The sequence below is a fragment of the Plantibacter lichenum genome, assembly GCF_050587525.1.
GTDB lineage: Bacteria > Actinomycetota > Actinomycetes > Actinomycetales > Microbacteriaceae > Plantibacter.
The window spans coordinates 18,196-36,283 of the sequence record NZ_JBOBFT010000012.1; the positions used below are offsets into that span (position 1 = coordinate 18,196).

Annotated in this window: 14 protein-coding genes; 6 read left to right on the plus strand and 8 right to left on the minus strand. The window is 65.6% G+C overall.

Going from position 1 to position 18,088, the window contains the following annotated elements:
* Positions 1-322: 322 nt before the first annotated feature.
* Both ACQ3HB_RS15795 and ACQ3HB_RS15800 read left to right on the plus strand, forming a co-directional pair.
* Entirely contained in the window at positions 323-916 is a 594-nt protein-coding gene (locus tag ACQ3HB_RS15795) for a hypothetical protein (protein ID WP_430921225.1), read from the plus strand.
* A gap of 190 nt (positions 917-1,106) precedes the next feature.
* Positions 1,107-2,717, plus strand: a complete 1,611-nt coding sequence (locus tag ACQ3HB_RS15800) for an MFS transporter (RefSeq protein WP_430921226.1) — start codon at positions 1,107-1,109, stop codon at positions 2,715-2,717.
* Positions 2,718-2,780: 63 nt separating this feature from the next.
* On the opposite strand, the gene ACQ3HB_RS15805 is transcribed toward ACQ3HB_RS15800, so the two are convergent.
* The 3 genes from ACQ3HB_RS15805 to ACQ3HB_RS15815 all read right to left on the minus strand — a co-directional run bounded on the left by ACQ3HB_RS15805 (position 2,781) and on the right by ACQ3HB_RS15815 (position 6,202).
* A complete protein-coding gene (locus tag ACQ3HB_RS15805; protein ID WP_430921227.1) occupies positions 2,781-4,940 on the minus strand; it encodes a RecQ family ATP-dependent DNA helicase in 2,160 nt (719 codons plus the stop codon).
* Between the two features lie 93 nt (positions 4,941-5,033).
* Positions 5,034-5,510: a VOC family protein gene (locus tag ACQ3HB_RS15810; protein ID WP_430921228.1), complete on the minus strand. Its 477-nt coding sequence runs from the start codon at positions 5,508-5,510 to the stop codon at positions 5,034-5,036.
* Between the two features lie 179 nt (positions 5,511-5,689).
* Complete coding sequence (locus tag ACQ3HB_RS15815; RefSeq protein WP_430921229.1) at positions 5,690-6,202, minus strand: DUF3224 domain-containing protein; 513 nt, start codon at positions 6,200-6,202, stop codon at positions 5,690-5,692.
* Between the two features lie 34 nt (positions 6,203-6,236).
* Here ACQ3HB_RS15815 and ACQ3HB_RS15820 point away from each other — a divergent pair, with 34 nt between their 5' ends.
* Both ACQ3HB_RS15820 and ACQ3HB_RS15825 read left to right on the plus strand, forming a co-directional pair.
* Positions 6,237-7,226 (plus strand): DUF6597 domain-containing transcriptional factor, encoded by a 990-nt coding sequence (locus ACQ3HB_RS15820; RefSeq protein WP_430921230.1) that lies wholly within the window; start codon positions 6,237-6,239, stop codon positions 7,224-7,226.
* 54 nt (positions 7,227-7,280) lie between these two features.
* Complete coding sequence (locus tag ACQ3HB_RS15825) at positions 7,281-7,673, plus strand: VOC family protein (RefSeq protein ID WP_430921231.1); 393 nt, start codon at positions 7,281-7,283, stop codon at positions 7,671-7,673.
* Between the two features lie 117 nt (positions 7,674-7,790).
* Here the strand turns inward: ACQ3HB_RS15825 and ACQ3HB_RS15830 are convergent, their stop codons facing one another.
* Both ACQ3HB_RS15830 and ku read right to left on the minus strand, forming a co-directional pair.
* Entirely contained in the window at positions 7,791-8,627 is an 837-nt protein-coding gene (locus tag ACQ3HB_RS15830; protein ID WP_430921232.1) for a helix-turn-helix domain-containing protein, read from the minus strand.
* A gap of 123 nt (positions 8,628-8,750) precedes the next feature.
* Positions 8,751-9,779, minus strand: a complete 1,029-nt coding sequence (gene ku / locus ACQ3HB_RS15835) for a non-homologous end joining protein Ku (protein WP_430921233.1) — start codon at positions 9,777-9,779, stop codon at positions 8,751-8,753.
* A 161-nt stretch (positions 9,780-9,940) separates the two neighbouring features.
* On the opposite strand from ku, the gene ACQ3HB_RS15840 reads away from it, so the two are divergent.
* Both ACQ3HB_RS15840 and ACQ3HB_RS15845 read left to right on the plus strand, forming a co-directional pair.
* Positions 9,941-12,580 carry an ATP-dependent DNA ligase gene (locus ACQ3HB_RS15840; protein ID WP_430921235.1) on the plus strand — a complete coding sequence of 880 codons (2,640 nt, stop codon included), beginning with the start codon at positions 9,941-9,943 and terminating at the stop codon, positions 12,578-12,580.
* Positions 12,581-12,832: 252 nt separating this feature from the next.
* Positions 12,833-14,380, plus strand: coding sequence for an acyltransferase family protein (locus tag ACQ3HB_RS15845; RefSeq protein WP_430921237.1), 1,548 nt, complete (start codon positions 12,833-12,835; stop codon positions 14,378-14,380).
* Here ACQ3HB_RS15845 and ACQ3HB_RS15850 read toward each other — a convergent pair.
* The 3 genes from ACQ3HB_RS15850 to ACQ3HB_RS15860 all read right to left on the minus strand — a co-directional run bounded on the left by ACQ3HB_RS15850 (position 14,334) and on the right by ACQ3HB_RS15860 (position 17,897).
* Positions 14,334-15,125 (minus strand): response regulator, encoded by a 792-nt coding sequence (locus tag ACQ3HB_RS15850; protein ID WP_430921239.1) that lies wholly within the window; start codon positions 15,123-15,125, stop codon positions 14,334-14,336. The genes ACQ3HB_RS15845 and ACQ3HB_RS15850 overlap by 47 nt on opposite strands.
* Positions 15,122-16,771 (minus strand): sensor histidine kinase, encoded by a 1,650-nt coding sequence (locus tag ACQ3HB_RS15855; protein ID WP_430921240.1) that lies wholly within the window; start codon positions 16,769-16,771, stop codon positions 15,122-15,124. The genes ACQ3HB_RS15850 and ACQ3HB_RS15855 overlap by 4 nt, the downstream gene beginning before the upstream one ends.
* A 151-nt stretch (positions 16,772-16,922) precedes the next feature.
* Positions 16,923-17,897 (minus strand): aldo/keto reductase, encoded by a 975-nt coding sequence (locus tag ACQ3HB_RS15860; RefSeq protein WP_430921242.1) that lies wholly within the window; start codon positions 17,895-17,897, stop codon positions 16,923-16,925.
* Positions 17,898-18,088: the final 191 nt, after the last annotated feature.

Genomic DNA, 18,088 nt, shown 5'->3' on the forward strand with positions numbered 1-18,088 from the left:
GGCTGTCGCCGCTGTGGCGGTGGTTGTACGACGCCGCTCTCGATTCTCTCGCAGCCACGAGCTCGAGACGGCCAGAACCTCACCCTGGGGCCGCTCTCCACCCGGTTCTCCACCCGAGGCAACCGAGTTCTCCACCCCACGTCGATGGACGGCAGAGGATCTCCACCGATCTCCACCGCCCGGGTGGTTCGCACTGGCGACGCAGCGGAGGACTCTGGAAACACCTCGGATCTCCGAGCCGAACCGCAGGAATCGATGCGCACACACGATGCGCACGATCAGCAGCACCCGATCAGCAGTACGCGAAAGGACCACACCGGTCATGGACACCTCAGGCATCATCACACTCCTCATCTCAGTCGTCATCCTCGGGTGGTTGCTGGTCAAACAGTTGAGCGTCAGGCCACTGAAAGACCGTTCAGTGCTCTGGGTCGTGTTCATCCTCGTCGGCCTCGTGCAGACGGCCAACTTCGTCCAAGGGGTGACGTTGAACGTGAGCGACGTCCTCCTGCTTCTCCTCAGCATCGCGGTCGGTATGGGGCTCGCAGCAGCCAGGGCCTTCACCACAGTTACATGGCGTGGCGAGGATGGCGTCCTCTACCGCAAGGGGAACTGGCTGACGGCGATCCTCTGGATCATCGGCATCGGACAGCATCTCCTCATCGATCACTTCGTCATCGACGGCTTCGGCACCGCGAGCATCATGCTCTACTTCGGTATCGTCATCGCCGTTCAGCGGCAGGTGCTGCTCCTCCGTGTGCGGCGTGGTGCCGTTCTCAGCGCTGCACCGGTCAGTGGCCGTGGCGCGGGAACCGGATCGGGATACGGATCGGGGAGCGAATCGGGACACGGGTCGGGTCTGGGTACTGGACACGGCACGGGTGGGAATACAGTGGGCTCTTCCCCGGTTGGCTGAACCAGGCGCGGCGGTCATCCGCTCGTGCTGAATTGCTCGTGCAGAACTCCTCGTGCAGTGGCCCAGTCGGAGCGTTCGGACAGAACATCCCGATCGGCCCACTGCACGAGTCGTTTCTGCTCCTGGAGTCGGCTGTCGGAAGCTCTACCGCCTCACAACAGAACACAGCCTCACAACAGAAACAGGATCCGTGCCAGCTGATCACCCAGCATCGAACGACGAACACTCCCCCACGACGAACCCCGGAGACGCTTCTGGCGGCGCCCCGGACGCTCCCACAGCACCAGCACCACAGGCATCACAGGAATCACCAGCACCAGCGGAATCAGTCGCTTCGGCAGATCCGGCAACGGCGGAGTCGTCAACGCTGAGTGCGGCGGAACGGGCGAGACTCAGCCGACCGACGAACGATCGAGCCGTCGTCGCCACGCTCGCGTTCACCGGCCTCATCGCTGCGTTCATGATGACGCTCGTGACACCGCTCCTCCCGGAACTGCCCCAGCTGCTCGATGTGCCGAGTTCCGACGCCATGTGGGTCGTCACGGCGACGCTGCTCGCAGCGGCTGTCGCGACGCCGATCGGTGGACGGCTGGGTGACCTCTACGGCAAACGACGCATGGTCCTCATCCTGCTCGCCGTCCTGATGGCCGGTTCCGTCCTCGCCGCGTTCTCGTCCACCCTGATTCCGCTCGTGATCGCTCGGTCGCTGCAAGGTGCTGCGATCGGTGTCATCCCACTCGGCATCAGCATCCTCCGCGATGTCCTCCACCGTGATCGGCTCGGCAGTGCCGTCGCGCTCGTGAGTGCGACGCTCGGCGTCGGTGGCGCGATCGGTCTTCCGGTCTCTGCGCTCATCTCGCAGTACCTGGACTGGCATGTGCTCTTCTGGGTCGCCGGTGGGCTCGGCCTCATCGGATTCCTCCTCATCTGGCGGATCGTTCCAGTGAGCACGCTCCGTTCCGAAGGCACCTTCGACTGGGTGGGTGCGATCGGACTGGCGATCGGTCTCGTTGGGATCCTGCTCGGTGTGTCGAAGGGCAACGAGTGGGGTTGGGCGAGCCCGGCCGCACTCGGCACCATGATCGGTGGAGCCGTCGTGCTCATCGTCTGGGGTGTCTTCGAGCTCCGAACCGCGAGTCCGCTCATCGATCTTCGTGTTGCGACGAGACGAACCGTGCTCCTCACGAACCTCGCTTCGATCACCGTCGGGTTCGCGTTCTTCGGCAGCACGGTGGCGCTTCCCCAGCTGATCGAAGCACCGACCGGAACAGGTGTCGGGCTCGGTCAGAGCATGCTCGTGGCGAGCCTCTGCCTCATGCCGAGCGGTCTGATCATGTGGGCGATGTCGCCGGTCGCTGCACGCCTGACGGCGAAACGTGGTGCGCGATTGAGCCTGCTCCTCGGCATCGTCATCATCGCCGTCGGCTACATGCTCGCAATCGGCCTCATGACCGAGGTGTGGCACACGGTTCTCACGGCGACAGCCGTCGGCTTCGGCGTCGGATTCGCGTATGCGGCGATGCCGACGCTCATCATGGGTGCGGTTCCCGCGAGTGAAACAGCTGCGTCGAACGGCCTGAACTCGGTGATGCGGACGCTCGGCTCCACGATCGCGAGTGCCGCGATGGGAGCGATCCTGTCGGCGAATCTGGTCACGGTCGGCGATGTCACGACACCGAGCGCAGCAGGCTTCCAGCTGACGTTCATCATCTGCGCGATCGCCGCCGTCGTCGGTGTCGTGTTCACGCTCTTCATTCCGCGGGCCGGTCGTCACTACGCTCAGGCGAGTCTTCCCGAGTAGGAGCACCTGGGCATGGATATGCTCCTGCTCGTGCCTGCGCTCCCGCTCGTGCTGGTGCTCCGCTCAGGCGACGAGCGCCAGCACGAACGGAAGCACAGCACCGACTCCGCTCCGGCGGAGGAGTCGACCGGCGACGGTCACCGTCCATCTGCTGTCCGAACGGTCGTCTACGAGCAGGACGGGACACCCGGCGAAGGGTTCGAGCGCGGCTCGGAGTTCGGGCCCGACCGAGAACGCGTTCCACACACCCGAGAGACGATAGGCGCTGTTGCCGCCTGGCCCGCCCTGCGGACCGTCGCCCTGCAGATCGAGCGATCCGAGGAAGGGCAGCCGCCCGAGCTCGGAGATACCTCGAGCGACGGAGTCGACGAGCACGGGATGTGATCGTGACGGGATGCTCACGACTGCAGCCGGCCGTTCGTCCCACGACCAGTCCTTCAGCACTCGAACACACGCATCGAGGACTGCCTGACTCGCGGGCGCATCGGGTGCACCTGCGGCGAACAGTTCTCGGAGAACACCACCCCAACCGAGATCGGTGAGCCGTGCGAGCGCACGACCGGACTCGACCCGGTCCTTCAGCGCGATCTTCCCTTTCACGGGTGATCCCTCATCGGACATGCCGAGGCGATCAGCACCGGTGGGCCACTGGGCTCTCGGTTCGAGTTCGACGCCGACACGTCCGAGTGCGTTCGAGGCCGAGGCCGCGGCGGATTCGTCCAGGTCGCTGCGGTACCAGGCGGTCGTGCAGTTGTCGCAGCGGCCGCACGGCGTCGCCGTCTCATCGTCGAGGTCACGCTGCAGCATCGCCATCCTGCAGTCCGTGGTGCGCTCGTACGCGATCATCGACTGCTGTTCGGCTACCCGTGCTTCAGCGATGCGCTCGTACCGTTCACGGTCGTAGTGCCACGGCTGCCCGGTTGAGACCCACCCGCCCGTGACGCGCTGCACCGCTCCATCGACGTCGAGCACCTTGAGGAGCAGTTCCAGAGGAGTCCGACGCAGATTGACCCGGGCTTCGAGGGCCGGCGTCGACATCGGTTGGCTGCCGAGCGCATCGAGCACAGCGGCCGCTCTGGCTTCGTCCGGCATGGACGCTGTTGCGAAGTAGCGCCAGATGTCCTCGTCCTCCGAGCCGGGGAGCAGGAGCACATCGGCGTCGTCGGTGGCGCGACCTGCGCGCCCGACCTGCTGGTAATAGGCGACCGGTGATGACGGCGCACCGAGGTGCACGACGAAGCCGAGGTCAGGCTTGTCGAACCCCATCCCAAGGGCGCTCGTCGCGACCAGTGCTTTCAGCTTGTTCTCCTTGAGGAGTCGCTCCGACTCCTCGCGCTCGTCCGGGTCCGTGCGGCCCGTGTACGAGCGGACTTCGTGCCCTGCGTCGCGCAGGAGACGAGCCGTGTCCTCCGCTGCGGAGACCGTGAGCGCGTAGATGATGCCGCTCCCCCGGAGATCGGTGAGGTGCGTCAGGAGCCAGGTGAGACGTTCTCGTGAATCCCGGAGCCGCAGGACTCCGAGCCGGAGTGATGCTCGTGCGAGCGATCCACGGATCGTCAGGACATCCGTCGCGGCTGTCGCTCCCGAATCCGCCGCTACGCTCAGCTGCTCTGCGACGTCCGTGACGACCCTGGCATTGGCCGTAGCCGTGGTCGCGAGCACGGGAATGCCCGATGGAAGCCGACGGATGAGCTCGGCCAGGCGACGGTAGTCCGGCCGGAAGTCGTGACCCCAGTCCGAGATGCAGTGTGCTTCGTCGACGACGAGCAGACCTGTTCGGGCCACGAGGTCTGGGAGCTGTTCGTCTCGGAAGCGCGGGTTGTTCAGTCGTTCCGGAGAGACGAGCAGGATGTCGACCTCGTCCGCGGCGAGCTGTGCACGAACATCGTCCCACTCGTGGAGGTTGGCAGAGTTGATGGCGACGGCTCGAACACCCGCACGCGCCGCAGCGGAGACCTGGTCGCGCATGAGCGCCAGCAATGGCGAGACGAGGAGCGTTGGACCCGCTCCACGCCGCCGGAGCAGCAGCGTCGCGATGAAGTACACCGCCGACTTGCCCCACCCGGTGCGCTGCACGACGAGCGCACGACGACGGTCATCGACGAGCGCGAGGATCGCTTCCAATTGGCCGTCGTGGAACTCTGCCGTCGGCACTCCGGTGAGCGCCCGAAGCGCTTCGAGCGCTTCATCGCGAGTGGTCGTCTGGGTGTCGACTGCTGTCATCGGACCAGTCTCGCAGGCGCCACCGACCCGCACCTCCGGATCACTCGCCTGTGGAGCATCACAGGCGAACGAGCGCCTGTGGAGGAAGGTCGCTCACGCTCCGTCGGCTGCGGCTTGCAGTTCGGCGATCACGAGCTTGCCCATCCCCATCATCGCCTGCATCGTGCGCCCGGCTCGTGCGGGATCCGGGTCCTGCAGGAGCTCCGGGAGGATCGTGGGGACGATCTGCCAGGAGAGCCCCCACCTGTCTTTCAACCACCCGCACTGGCTCGGCTCGCCACCATCCGCGATGAGTGCGTTCCAGAGGCGATCGACCTCCTCCTGTGTGTCGGCCTTCGTGGAGAAGGAGAAGGCTTCTGTGAAGTGGAACACCGGCCCAGCGTTGAGCGCTTGGACTTCGAGCCCGTCGATCACGAAGTCGACGACCATCGCGGTACCGGCCGGCATCGGCGATCCTTCGCCGTAGCGGGAGACGGCAGTGATGCGGGAGTTCGGGAAGAGCGACACGTAGAAGTTGGCCGCTTCCTCCGCTTGGTCGTCGTACCAGAGGAACGGGCTGATTCTCGACATCACGAGCTCCTTCGCTCAGCGACGCGCACCCGCAGTGGAGCACACGATTCCGATGGTCGACCCCAGATCGGTCGGCCCGATGCGACCCATGCTAGCTCTCCTTCGGAGACCTGACGAGGGCGGAACCGGATGTGGGCGCACACAGACGTGCGCCTCACCGCCTCACCGCCTCGGCCGGCTCAGCCCAGGGCGTAGTCGAGGACGAGTTCGTAACCGTCCTTCGACTCCCCGGCGATCCGAAGCTCGGCCCGACCCCGCAGCCCTGCCAACCCGCCGGTCCCGAGACCTTCGACGACCTCAATCGTCGCGGTCACGCTTCCGGCGTCCTGAACCCCGAGGTGCCGGAAGACGCAGGAGCCCTCCTGTCCTGCGATCGAGCCCTCGAACCGTTCGAAGCCGAGGACGGGAGCTTCGCCGCTCTGGTATCCGATCAGGTATCTCACGGTCCCGGTGCCCTCCATGCCTCCGGTGTATCGGTAGGCGACATCGGCTTGTGTCAAGCCGCGTTTCGGGTAGTACGTCTCCCCCATCGTCGTTCCCACACCGTCGATGTCGACGAAGGCCGTCTCCGACCAGGACGCGACCGTGAAGCGACTCGTGGCCTCGTTCGGGAATCCGGCGGTGCTGCTGGTGCTCGCGGTGCGATTGTCCGTGCTGTTCGTCTGCGTCGTGTCGTTCTCTGTCCCAGTCATGCTTCAACGATAGGAACCGACCCACAGTCCCGTCTTGCAGAAACGCGACACGCTCGACCACCACATGGCTACGCTCGACCACATGGATCGGAAACCGCACACCGGAGCGATCGCACCGCACCACGGGCACGAGCCCGCTGCGCTGGTCGGTCGGGCAGCCCCGGTCGATCAGGCAGCCCCGGTCGGTCATCCGGAGGCGATCGTGCGCCCGGTCGCGTCGTCCAGGCGCATCCGGGTCGAACGCGTCGCGCCTCGACCCGAGCTCGCCCACTTCGTCGACTACTTCTGGATCGTGCGCTGGGAGACCAGCGAACCCTACGAGCAACAGGTCGTTCCGCAACCTCGTGTCCACATCGCCGCCGAGGCCGGGCGACTGCTCGTCCACGGGCTGAACAGGGAACCGTTCGTCAGGCGGCTCGTCGGTCGCGGCCACACGATCGGAGCAGCGTTCCGGGCAGGTGGATTCAGACCCATGCTGCTCGCGAGTGCACGAGCGGGCACCGGCACCTGCACCGGCGTTGGCTCTCTGTCCGGAAGGGTCGTCCCGGCCTCCGAGGTGCTGGGATTCGATGATGCGGCCGTCGCTTCAGCCATCGCGGCGACCGAGGACAGCGCAGACATGGTCGCCGTATTCGAGGACGCGCTCCTCGGTTGCGATGCCCGACGGGATCCACTGGCGGAGCGTCTCGACGAGCTCGTCGGCTATGCGGAACGGACACGGTCGCTGACCCGGGCCGAAGAGCTTGCAGACGTCGCCGGAGTCAGCATGCGCACCCTGCAGCGGCAATTCACGGAGGTCATCGGCATCGGACCGAAGTGGGTCATCCAACGCTTTCGGCTGCTCGACGTCGCAGCTGCCATCGTGGGTGATGACGCCAGCGCGACCGATGCCGATGCCGCCATCGACTGGGCCGATCTCGCTGTCACACTCGGTTTCAGCGATCAATCCCACCTCATCCGGGTCTTCACGAGTGTCGTCGGAACCCCTCCAGCGCGCTACGCCGGCGATCCCGGGACCCGCTGAAGGCATGTCCGAAACGTTCATGACGAGCCGGAGCCGTCCACCTAGCCTGGAGACATGGAACTTCGACTGGACCTCTTCGGCTTCGTGGTGGACGACATGGCTCGTTCGCTCGACTTCTATCGCCGTCTCGGCCTCGACATCCCGGCGGAGGCCGATGCCGAGCAGCACGTCGAGATCGTGCTCCCTGGTGGATTGCGACTGGCGTGGGACACCGTGGATGTCATCCGCTCCTTCGATCCGGACTGGACCGCTCCGACGGGCGGTCACCGCATCGCACCAGCCGTGCTCTGCGACTCCCCCGCTGCCGTCGATCAGAAGACCACGGAACTCGCGACCGCCGGTTTCGCCGTCCACCGTGAGCCGTGGGATGCGTTCTGGGGGCAGCGCTACGCCGTCGTGACCGATCCAGATGGGAACACCGTCGACCTGTTCGCTCCGCTGGCCTGAAGGCCCTTCCCGACTGCTCAGAGATCAGCCTGACTGCTCAGAGATCAGCCTGACTGCTCAGAGATCAGCCCGACTGCTCAGAGATCAGCCCGACTGCTCAGAGATCAGCCCGACTGCTCAGAGATCAGCCTGGAGGAGGGTCGGCGACACCCCGGCGAATCGCGTGATCGATCGCGAGAGATGGGATTGGTCCGCGTATCCGGCGGTTGCCGCGATGCACGCCAGGGCAGCCCCCGTGCGCAGCAGTTCAGCGGCACGCTGGAAGCGAAGGATCGCATCGAGCGTCTTCGTGCCGTAGCCGAATGCCTCCAGACTCCTGCGTTGCAGCTGTCGTGGCGAATAGCCGATCTCCGCGGCGACATCCGCGACCGAGAGCCCACGAGCGAGCATCGCTGGGATGCGCAGCTCGGGGTGCGAGCCGTCATTGAGGTGGTGCACGTCGGATCCCGTCCGCTCGACGAGCAGTTGACGGACCTCATCCTCGAGGAACCGGCTCAGCAGCCCGGGTGTGTCCGTCGTTCCCGTCGTCCTCGTCGTCACCGCCCGCATGGTCGCTTCTCCTGCCGCCGAAGTCGTGACAGGTGCCATATTTGAGACAGGTGCCGTATTCGTGACAGGCGCCGCGCTCACCCGTCGGATGTGTTCCTCGAGCCGGTGCGCCCGACGATCGCCGACGAGCGCAGCGAACTCCGTGACCGACCCGACGAGTTCGTGCGCCCCGACGCCGAAGATGAGGGGTGCCAGCCCGGGAGGCAGCCTGAGCCCGACAGCGAGCGACGGCCCCGTTGACGCTGAGGTGCGGGCGAACAGGTCGGGTCCGGAGACGACGAGTGCTCCGTTCACCCAGATGAGGTCCATGCACCCGTCGGGCAGGATTCGGTTCGTTCCGGCGACCTCGGACGACGAGGTCCACACCATCGCACCCGTGATGGCCGATCGTCGCTCCCGGTACACCCCTTCAGCTTGGCACGTGCCCGTGCAACTTCGCATCCGTCCCGGCACGGTGACGGACATCCCGGCAACTGCTCGCCGGGCCCCGCAATCTCCTGGCGGCGATGATGCACACGGCGTCGCGGCTCAGGCTGTCGCCTGCTCTGGCTCACTCGCCTCCGTCGTACTCGTCCGCTTCGTGGCGGCGGGCTTTGCGGCGGTCGCGCGCTTCGATGCGGTCTTCGATGCGGTCTTCGATGCGCTCGTGGCCGCCGCACCATCGCTCCGAGCACTCGAAGCCGGCTTCTTCGAGGCAGCGACCTTCGATCCTGAACGCTTGGACCCTGAACGCTTGGACCCTGAACGCTTGGACCCTGAACTCTTCGAGCCGCCGCGCTGCTTCTCGACGCTCCGTCGCAACGCCTCCATGAGATCGATCGTCTCGCCTCCTCCGTCCTCTTCGGGCTGCACACCGAACGTCGCATCGGTGTCGACGGCATCGCCCTGTTCGAGTTTCGCGTCGATGAGCTGCCTCAGTTGCGCCTGGTACTCGTCGGTGAACGCATCGGGCCGGAACCGGGAGGAGAACGATTCGACGAGCGCTTCTGACATCTCCAGTTCCTTCGCGGAGATCCGTACCGACTCCTCGAGTGCGGGGAACCTGGCCTCACGGACCTCGTCGTCCCAGAGGAGGGATTGAAGCATGATGACGTCACCGCGAACACGAAGTGCTCCGAGTCGGGTCTTCTGCCGGAGTGCGAACCTCACGATGGCGGTGCGTTCCGTCTCCTCGAGCGTCCTGCGGAGCAGCACATACGCCTTCGAGGAACTCGAGTCCGGTTCGAGGAAGTAGCTCCGGTCGAACATGATCGGATCGATCTCATCGCTCCCCACGAACTCCACGACATCGATCTCGCGGCTTCGCTCGGCGGGCAACGAGGCCAAGTCCTCGTCGGTGAGGATGACGGTCCGTTCACCGTCCGCATACGCTTTGTCGATGTGCTCGTAGGTGACGACCTTCCCGCACACCTCGCACCGGCGTTGGTAACGGATGCGTCCTCCGTCCTTGTCGTGGACCTGATGGAGTTCGACGTCGTGGTCCTCGGTGGCGCTGTAGACCTTCACGGGCACGTTGACGAGGCCGAACGTGACGGCGCCCTTCCAGATCGCTCTCATGTCTGTGCCTCCCGATCGCCCCGCCGCCGACGGCTGTTCAGCAGCTACCACCTGTCCGCCAGCGCTGCCCTCGTGCATCAGCACTGCCCTTGTGCACCAGTAGACACCCGTTGGACTGTCAAGGGGTAGCCCTTGACGCCCGGACGGAGCACCATGGGGCGATGGCGACGGACACGAGCGCGCAGCAGGTCACCATCGACGGACACCGTCTGAAACTGACCAACCTCGAGAAGGTGATGTATCCGGAGACGGGTACCACCAAGGGCGATGTGCTCGCCTACTATGCGGCCGTCGCGGAGGTGCTCATCCCGCACACGAAGGATCGCCCGGCGACACGCAAGCGCTGGGTCCACGGTGTCGGAACGCCCGAGCATCCCGGTCAGGTCTTCTTCCAGAAGAACCTCGACGAGTCGACACCGAGCTGGGTCAGGCGACGGACGATCGAACACAGCGACCATTCGAACGAGTATCCGCTCGTCAACGATCTGGCGACGCTCACCTGGTTCGGCCAGATCGCTGCACTCGAGATCCACGTGCCCCAGTGGCGGTTCGGACGCACGGGAGCACGACGGAATCCGGATCGGTTCGTCCTCGACCTTGACCCCGGTGACGGAGCAACACTCGATGATTGCGCCGAAGTTGCCGGCTATGCGCGCTCGCTCCTGCGGGGCATGGGCCTCGATCCCGTCCCCGTCACGAGTGGGTCCAAAGGGATCCACCTCTATGCGGCGCTCGATGGCAAACAGACGTCGGATGAGGTCGCCCTCGTCGCTCATGAACTGGCGCGCTCGCTCGAAGCCGATCACCCGAAACTCGTCGTGAGCGACATGAAGAAGAGCCTTCGGACGGGAAGAGTCCTCGTCGACTGGAGCCAGAACAACGGCTCGAAGACGACGGTCGCTCCGTATTCGCTCCGAGGGCGATTCCGGCCGATGGTAGCCGCACCGCGCACGTGGAAGGAAGTGAACGCTGGAGGACTCGAGCAGCTCGAGATGAACGATGTCCTCCGACGTATCAAACGTCGCAAGGATCCGCTCGCGGCGCTCGACAACGTTCGTGCGTCGATCACGATGCCGAGTGAGGCCGGCGGTGCGGGTGATCGTCTCGTCACGTACCGCAGCAAACGAGACGGATCGAAGACCCCGGAGCCCGTCCCGGCGGACGTTCCGGAAACGACTTCAGGCCAGAGCTTCGTGATCCAACGCCACGATGCGAGGAACCTCCACTACGACTTCCGGCTCGAACACGATGGAGTCCTCGTGTCCTGGGCCCTTCCGAAGGGCGTTCCGACCGACCCGAAGCAGAACCACCTCGCGGTGCAGACGGAGGACCATCCGCTCGAATACGGTGCATTCGAGGGGACGATCCCGAACGGCGAGTACGGGGCAGGCGACGTCGAGATCTGGGATGCCGGCGAGTACGAACTCGAGAAATGGCGTGACGATGAAGTGATCGTGACGCTGCACGGCGACCCGGGTGGCGGGCTCGACGCCGTCGAACCTGCCGGTCCGAAGCGGTTCGCGCTCATCCGGACGAGCGGTGGCGGGAGCGGCCGTGGTGGGTCTGGCGGGTCTGGCGGGTCTGGCGGGTCTGGCGTCGCAGGCTCCGAGTCCAGTCATGGGGCGAAGCAGAACTGGCTCATCCACCTCATGAAGCCGGCGGGGACCGATGCTGGCTCCGCATCGCGCAACTCCGCATCGCACAGCTCCGCATCGCACAGCTCCGCATCGTCGGGATCGCACGGCTCGGGCTCGAGTTCCAGCCGTTGGTCGTCGTCGAAGCCGACCGCCGGCAGTGGAACACGCTCCGTTCCGGGAGCGGTCGCACCCATGCTCGCCTCCGTCGGATCCGCGATGGACGTCGAGGACGAAACCGAGTGGGCATTCGAGATGAAGTGGGACGGCATCAGGGCGATCGCCACGATCGAACGATCCGATCGCATCGTGCTCACGAGCCGCAACGGCAAGGACCTGACCCCGAGCTATCCGGAGGTCGTCGAAGCCTTACGAACGATCCAGAGCAGCGAAGCGGCGACCACGAAGGCATCGGGTGATCTGGTCCTCGACGGTGAGATCGTCGCGCTCGACCACACGGGGCGGCCCGACTTCTCGCTTCTGCAGCGTCGGATGCAGCTCACGGCACACGCGGACGTCGACCGTGAGCGGACGAAGACACCTGTCCGGTACTTGCTGTTCGACGTGCTGTCACGCAACGGTGACGACCTCACGAAGCGGACGTACGACGAGCGACGTCAGCTGCTCGAAGAACTCAACGTGGAAGGCGGTGTCGTGGAGGTTCCTCCGGCGTTCGACGGCGACCTGGAAGCCGCCGTCTCCAGCAGCCGCGAACTCGGGCTCGAGGGCATCATGGCGAAGGAACGGGACGCCGCCTACCGTCCCGGTCGGCGCAGCGGCTCCTGGATCAAGATCAAGCATCAGCGGTCGCAGGAAGTCGTGATCGGGGGGTGGCGTCCGGGCCGTGGTCGTCGAAGCGGCGCCGTCGGTTCGTTGCTCATGGGCATCCCCGACGGTGACGGCCTCCGGTACGCGGGACGAGTCGGAACCGGGTTCCGGGAGCGTGAACTCGTGGAGCTCACCGAGCGATTCGCCGCGATGTCACGCAAGACGACTCCGTTCCACGACGTCCCTCGTGCCGATGCATCCGATGCCCACTGGATCACACCCGAGCTCGTGGGTGAGGTGTCCTTCGCGGAGTGGACCCCCGAACACCGTCTGCGGCAGCCTGCCTGGCGTGGATGGCGCACGGACAAGGACCCGGACGACGTCGTCGAGGAGCGCTGAGGCGAGCACAGGGCAGCTGGTGGTGCGGTGCAGTTGGTGAGGCAGCGCAGCTAGTGAGACGTGCAGCTGGAGCCGGCGGGCTGCGCGTCTTCGGTCGGTGCACGTCATACCCAGTGGTGACACCACGGACTCCTTCGGGCCGACCACCTACCGGAGTACTGGCTCAGGTCAGCGCCAGGGACCGACGCGGGGCCCCGGCCTCGCTTCCTAGGCTGCAGAGGCACCCACTCGCACGACCTCTGGAGCCCCGGCATGACCACGACCGACCCGATCATCCGGCGCTCTTCCAGCGTTGACGCATCCCGCCGTCTCCCCCGTTTCGCTCTCTCCCGTTTCGTTCTCTCCCGAGAGCAGTCGAATGCGCCATCCACCCGTGATCGGGCGCTCGATCTGGTCCGATCCGTGAGCCTCGTTGTGGTCGTCCTCCTCCACGGCATGATGGCGGGGATCAGTGTCGGTCCTTCGCGTCAGGTGGTCGTCACGAATGCGCTCGAAGATCAGCCGTGGTTCGTTCCGCTCAGCTGGCTCGTGCAGGTCATGCCGTTGTTCTTCATCGTCGGTGGCTTCGCCGGCCTCTCGCAGTGGCGTCGGGTCCAGGCCCGCGGTGGCTCGGCCGTCGAGTTCGTCCGAAGCAGACTCGAACGTCTCGCACGTCCGGCCATCGTGGTGTTCGGGACGATCGCGGGAGGCCTTGTCGTCGCGTCGATCGCGGGTGTGTCGCCCGATCTCCTCGCCCAACTCGGCTTCCGGATGGCGCAACCGCTCTGGTTCCTCGCCGTCTACCTGGGTGTGTCGAGTCTCGTACCGGTGTTCGCGGCCGCGCACGATCGAGCGCCTCGTCGCTCGATCATCACTCTGGCGGGTGCGGCGCTCCTGGTCGACATCCTTCGGACCGCGACCGGCATCGAAGGACTCGGGTACCTCAACCTGGGGTTCGTCTGGCTGGCCGTGCAGCAGCTCGGCTTCTGGTGGGCCGACGGTGCGTTCACGAGGTGCAGTCCGGCCCGAGCGGTCGGCGGCATCGTCGCTTCGCTCACCGCTCTCCTCGTGCTCTGGCTCGTGGGACTCTCCTCCCCGGACATGTACGACGCTCTCAACCCGCCGACGAGTGCGCTCATCCTCCTCGGGCTCGCGCAGGCATTCGCGCTCGGGGTCCTGCATCCACGGCTGACGGCGGCCGCCGCCGATCCGCAGGTGCGGAGGATGGTTGAGGCCGTCGGCTCGCGTTCGATGACGATCTACCTCTGGCACATGCCCGTGCTCGTCATCATCGCGGCCGTGCTGCTCTTCAGTGGTGTCGTCTGGCCTGAGCCGCTGAGTGGACCGTGGTGGCTGACGAGGGGTGTCTGGCTCGGGACCATCCTCGTGACGCTCGTTCCCGTCGCCTCGATCATGGGTCGTTTCGAGCGTCGCTCGGCGGGCGGGTCGCCTGGGCCGACACCGAGTCCGACACGACGCCCTGGGATCCGGACGGCAACAGCCGTCGTACTCGCCATCGCCGGAGTGCTCGGTGTGCTGATCGGTGGCTTCACCGTGCTTACCGCCGTCACGGGAACACTCCTCCTCAGTGTCGCTGTGCGACTCGTGGGATCACGCCGCGAGATCAGGTCGACTAGCAGTCCATCGAGCACTCCATCGAACAGGCCGTCGAACAGGCCGTCGAACAGGCCGTCGAACAGTTCACCGGATCAACCTGTTAGAACCACGCGTTTCAGCACACGTCGCCCCGGATGGCTTCACCGCCGAGGCTCGGCTACTCCGCAGAGGGAACGACGAGGCCTGATTCGTACGCCGCGATGACCGCCTGAGCCCGATCCCGGACCTGGAGTTTTGCGAAGATCCTGCTCACGTGCGTCTTCACCGTCTGCTCGGCGATGAAGAGTTCATCCGCTGCTTCCTGATTCGACAGCCCCTTCGCGACGAGGATGAGGACTTCTCGTTCCCGCTCGGTCAGCTCGACGAGACTCCGTGGAGTCGGCCTCTGCTCTGCGGGAATCTTGGCGAACTGCTCGATCATCCGGCGAGTGATGCTCGGAGCCAAGAGCGCATCGCCTCGTGCGACGACCTGGACGGCTGAAACGAGATCACCCGGCAGTGCGTCCTTCAGCAGGAATCCGCTCGCTCCGGCTCGGAGCGCTTCGTACACGTAGTCGTCGATGTCGAACGTGGTCAGCATGATGATGCGCGGGAGCGGTGCGCACGTGATGCCGTTGGCCGCGACGGGTGAGGCTGCGGATCCAGTCCCTGGTGCGGCACCGGCGCCAGGAACACTTGCCGGTCCGGTGGGGTTCCCCGCTCCGATCAGTCCGTCGGAGGAGCCCAGTCCACCGCCCAGCAGTTGTCTCGTCGCATCGATGCCGTTGAGCACCGGCATGCGCACGTCCATCAGGACGACGTCGGGGTGCAGCTCGTGGACGAGGGCGACGCACTCGGCGCCGTCCTGTGCCTGGCCGACGACCTGCATCCCGGGTTGGGCGTCGAGGAGTGCTGCGAACCCTGCCCGCACCATCGCCTGGTCGTCGGCGATCACGATCGTGATGGTCATGTGGTGGCTCCAGGTTCGGGGTTCGAGGGAGTTGCGGGGCTTGCGTCTTGTGGGTCGGGCATGGGGGCGGTCGGATCAGCTGCCGGAGCGGACGCTGCAGCAGGCGTATCGCTCAGCAACGGCACGACGGCGATGACTTCGAAACCTCCGTCGTGGTTCGGTCCGAAGGTGACCGTTCCACCGACGCTCGACGCTCGCTCGCGCATTCCGCGGAGTCCGTGTCCGCGTGACGTGAGACGGGACACGTCCGCGAAGAGCGCGACCGCCTCGCCGGGAATCGATCCTCCGGGTGCGTCGTTCATGACCCGGACTCGAAGTGTCCGTCCGACGCGATCGAGCCGCACGGTGACATCGGTGTCCGGCGCGTGGCGGATCACGTTGCTCAGTGCCTCCTGAGCGATGCGATACGCGACGAGGCCGGTGACATCACTCAACCGGAGCGATCCTCGTGGAGACGTCCACTCGAGCGTCACCCTCAGTCCTGCACGCTCCGCGTTGCTGACGAGCGTTTCGATGTCGTCGAGCCCGGGCTGCGGGGCGAGCTGTCGTTCCGCTCCATCGTCACGGAGCACACCCAGCAGGGTTCGCATCTCCGTGAGCGCCTGACGAGAGGACGCTGCGATGTCGTCGAACTCGGTCACCAATGCCGCGTCGACGTTCGCGTGCCGATACTGCGCCGTCGTCGCCTGCACGTTGATGATCGACATGCTGTGGGCGATGATGTCGTGCAGCTCGCGTGCGATCCGTGTTTTCTCCTCCGCGATGACGCGACGCGAGTGCTCTTCCGCCGTCATCTGTCGTTCCTGCAACAGCTGTGATCGGATGCCCTGCCACTGGCGGACCACGATCCCGACGACAAGGGTGAACGCGGACAAGATCGTTGCTACGACGATGTTGGCCGTCGTCGAGTTCGAGTTGTGATCGTGAGGCATCACGATCACGAGGGAACTCGAAATGGCGAGACCTGCGAGCCATGTCAACGCACCGATCTGCCAACGTGCTCGAAGGCCGAGCAGTCCGATCAGCAGGATCTGCGTGAGCATCACCGGTATCGGCCACGGCCAGGGTGCGTCGGCTGCTCCGATCGAGAGCAACGCGAAGAGCGCGACGGCGACGACCCCAACGATGCCTGCGGCTCCGGGCCGTACCAGGACGAGCAGCAGTGAGCCGGAGTGCGCGAAGGCGAGCAGGAGTGCTGCCCCGACCGGAACAGCTGATAGGGCCGCTCCCACCGATGACTCGACCGAGAGCAGTGTGATCGATGCGATGAGCACAACGGCCCAGCCCCACGCCCCGGGTCGGAGCCGTCTGCGGCCGGGTTGAGTCGTTCCTGCGTGCGACGACGGCAGCGGAGGTTCGGCGGTCAACTCGTTGAGCCATTCGGCTGAACGTTCAGCGGTCCGTTCGGCACGACGAGCGCCCTTCGACAGATTCGTCTTCGCGGCGCGGACGGCTCGCTCGGCGCGTTTGGTGGGTTTGGTGGGTTTGGCAGATGCCGTCGCTTTCGCGGGCTTCGTGGGCTCCTCGGGCTTTGTGAGCTCCTCGGGCTTCGAAGGATTGGTCGGGTCGACGCCGTGCGCCTCACCGGAGCGTTTCAGCTCTGTCGTCGGCTGAGCCGGTGCTGTACGTTTCGTTCGTTTTGCCATCATCGGCCTGCCGTCGTCGGCGTCAGCGCTGCCTGTCCTGACGGTGCTGCCTGTTGTCGTGGTGCTGCCTGTTGTCGTGTTGCGGTCGCCGCCTGTGCCGCGGACGGCGGGCGCCGCACCGATTGTGTCTCGGGCGTCGTTCGCTGTTCCATCAGTATCCGGTGACGGGATGCGGTCGGTACGGGCTCTCGAGGCGAGTCAGCTCGTCGTCGGTCAGTTCGAAGTCGAGCGACGCGAGGGCGTCGTCGAGGTGTTCCGGTTTCGAGGCACCGATGATGGGCGCTGAGACGACCGGGTTCGCGGACACCCAGGCGAGAGCGATTTGGGCTCGGCTCACTCCTCGTTCGGTTGCGATGTCCGCGACGACTCCTGCGATCTCGCGATCGTTGTCGTCGCTCGTGTACAGGACTCCGTTGAAGACGTCGCTCTCGGATCTGACGGAGGCCTCGTCCCAAGGTCGAGTGAGCTTGCCGCGAGCGAGTGGGCTCCACGGGATGACGCCGATGCCTGCGTCCTCGCAGAGCGGGAACATCTCGCGTTCCTCTTCACGGCTGATGAGGTTGTAGTGATCCTGCATGCTCACGAAGCGGCTCCACCCGTTGCGTTCCTGCAGGTGGAGGGCCTTGCTGAACTGCCACGCGGCCATCGATGATGCACCGAGATACCGGACCTTGCCTGCCTTGACGACATCGTTGAGCGCTTCGAGCGTCTCTTCGATGGGAGTCGTGGGATCCCAGCGGTGGATCTGGTACAGATCGACGTAGTCCGTGCCGAGCCTGCTGAGACTCGCGTCGAGCTCGGTGAAGATCGCCTTCCGGGAGAGTCCGCCTCCGTTGGGCCCTGAACGCATGCGTCCGTGGACCTTCGTTGCGATGACCGTCTCGTCGCGGCGGCTGTACTCCGCGAGTGCCCGTCCGATGATCTCTTCGCTCGACCCGTCCGAGTACACGTTGGCCGTGTCGAAGAAGTTGATGCCCGCTTCGACCGCCTGGCGGAGCAGCGGTCGACTCGCGACTTCGGTGAGGGTCCACGGGTGGCTTCCGCGTTCGGGTTCACCGAACGTCATGCAGCCGAGGGCGAGGACCGAGATGTCGAGGCCAGTGGAGCCGAGCTTCGTGTAACGCATGCTTCCATTGTGGCGGACGTCGTGCTCGCCGGCACCCGAGCTCGCGTTTCGTCACTGCGCTGACCCTTTGATCCTGGGCCGCTTTCCTCTGGTCCCTGAGCTTGTCGAGGGGTGGGGTCCTTGGCGGTGGGGGTCTAGCACTTCGACAGGCTCAGTGACCGGGGTCGGGCGACTGTGGGCAGGGTCTGGTC

Bases quoted from the DNA above. Each gene is read 5' to 3' on its own strand.
- ACQ3HB_RS15795 (WP_430921225.1), top strand. From the start codon at position 323: ATGGACACCTCAGGCATCATCACACTCCTCATCTCAGTCGTCATCCTC.
- ACQ3HB_RS15805 (WP_430921227.1), bottom strand. From the start codon at position 4,940: ATGACAGCAGTCGACACCCAGACGACCACTCGCGATGAAGCGCTCGAA.
- ACQ3HB_RS15810 (WP_430921228.1), bottom strand. From the start codon at position 5,510: ATGTCGAGAATCAGCCCGTTCCTCTGGTACGACGACCAAGCGGAGGAA.
- ACQ3HB_RS15815 (WP_430921229.1), bottom strand. From the start codon at position 6,202: ATGACTGGGACAGAGAACGACACGACGCAGACGAACAGCACGGACAAT.
- ACQ3HB_RS15825 (WP_430921231.1), top strand. From the start codon at position 7,281: ATGGAACTTCGACTGGACCTCTTCGGCTTCGTGGTGGACGACATGGCT.
- ku (WP_430921233.1), bottom strand. From the start codon at position 9,779: ATGAGAGCGATCTGGAAGGGCGCCGTCACGTTCGGCCTCGTCAACGTG.
- ACQ3HB_RS15840 (WP_430921235.1), top strand. From the start codon at position 9,941: ATGGCGACGGACACGAGCGCGCAGCAGGTCACCATCGACGGACACCGT.
- ACQ3HB_RS15845 (WP_430921237.1), top strand. From the start codon at position 12,833: ATGACCACGACCGACCCGATCATCCGGCGCTCTTCCAGCGTTGACGCA.
- ACQ3HB_RS15850 (WP_430921239.1), bottom strand. From the start codon at position 15,125: ATGACCATCACGATCGTGATCGCCGACGACCAGGCGATGGTGCGGGCA.
- ACQ3HB_RS15855 (WP_430921240.1), bottom strand. From the start codon at position 16,771: ATGGCAAAACGAACGAAACGTACAGCACCGGCTCAGCCGACGACAGAG.
- ACQ3HB_RS15860 (WP_430921242.1), bottom strand. From the start codon at position 17,897: ATGCGTTACACGAAGCTCGGCTCCACTGGCCTCGACATCTCGGTCCTC.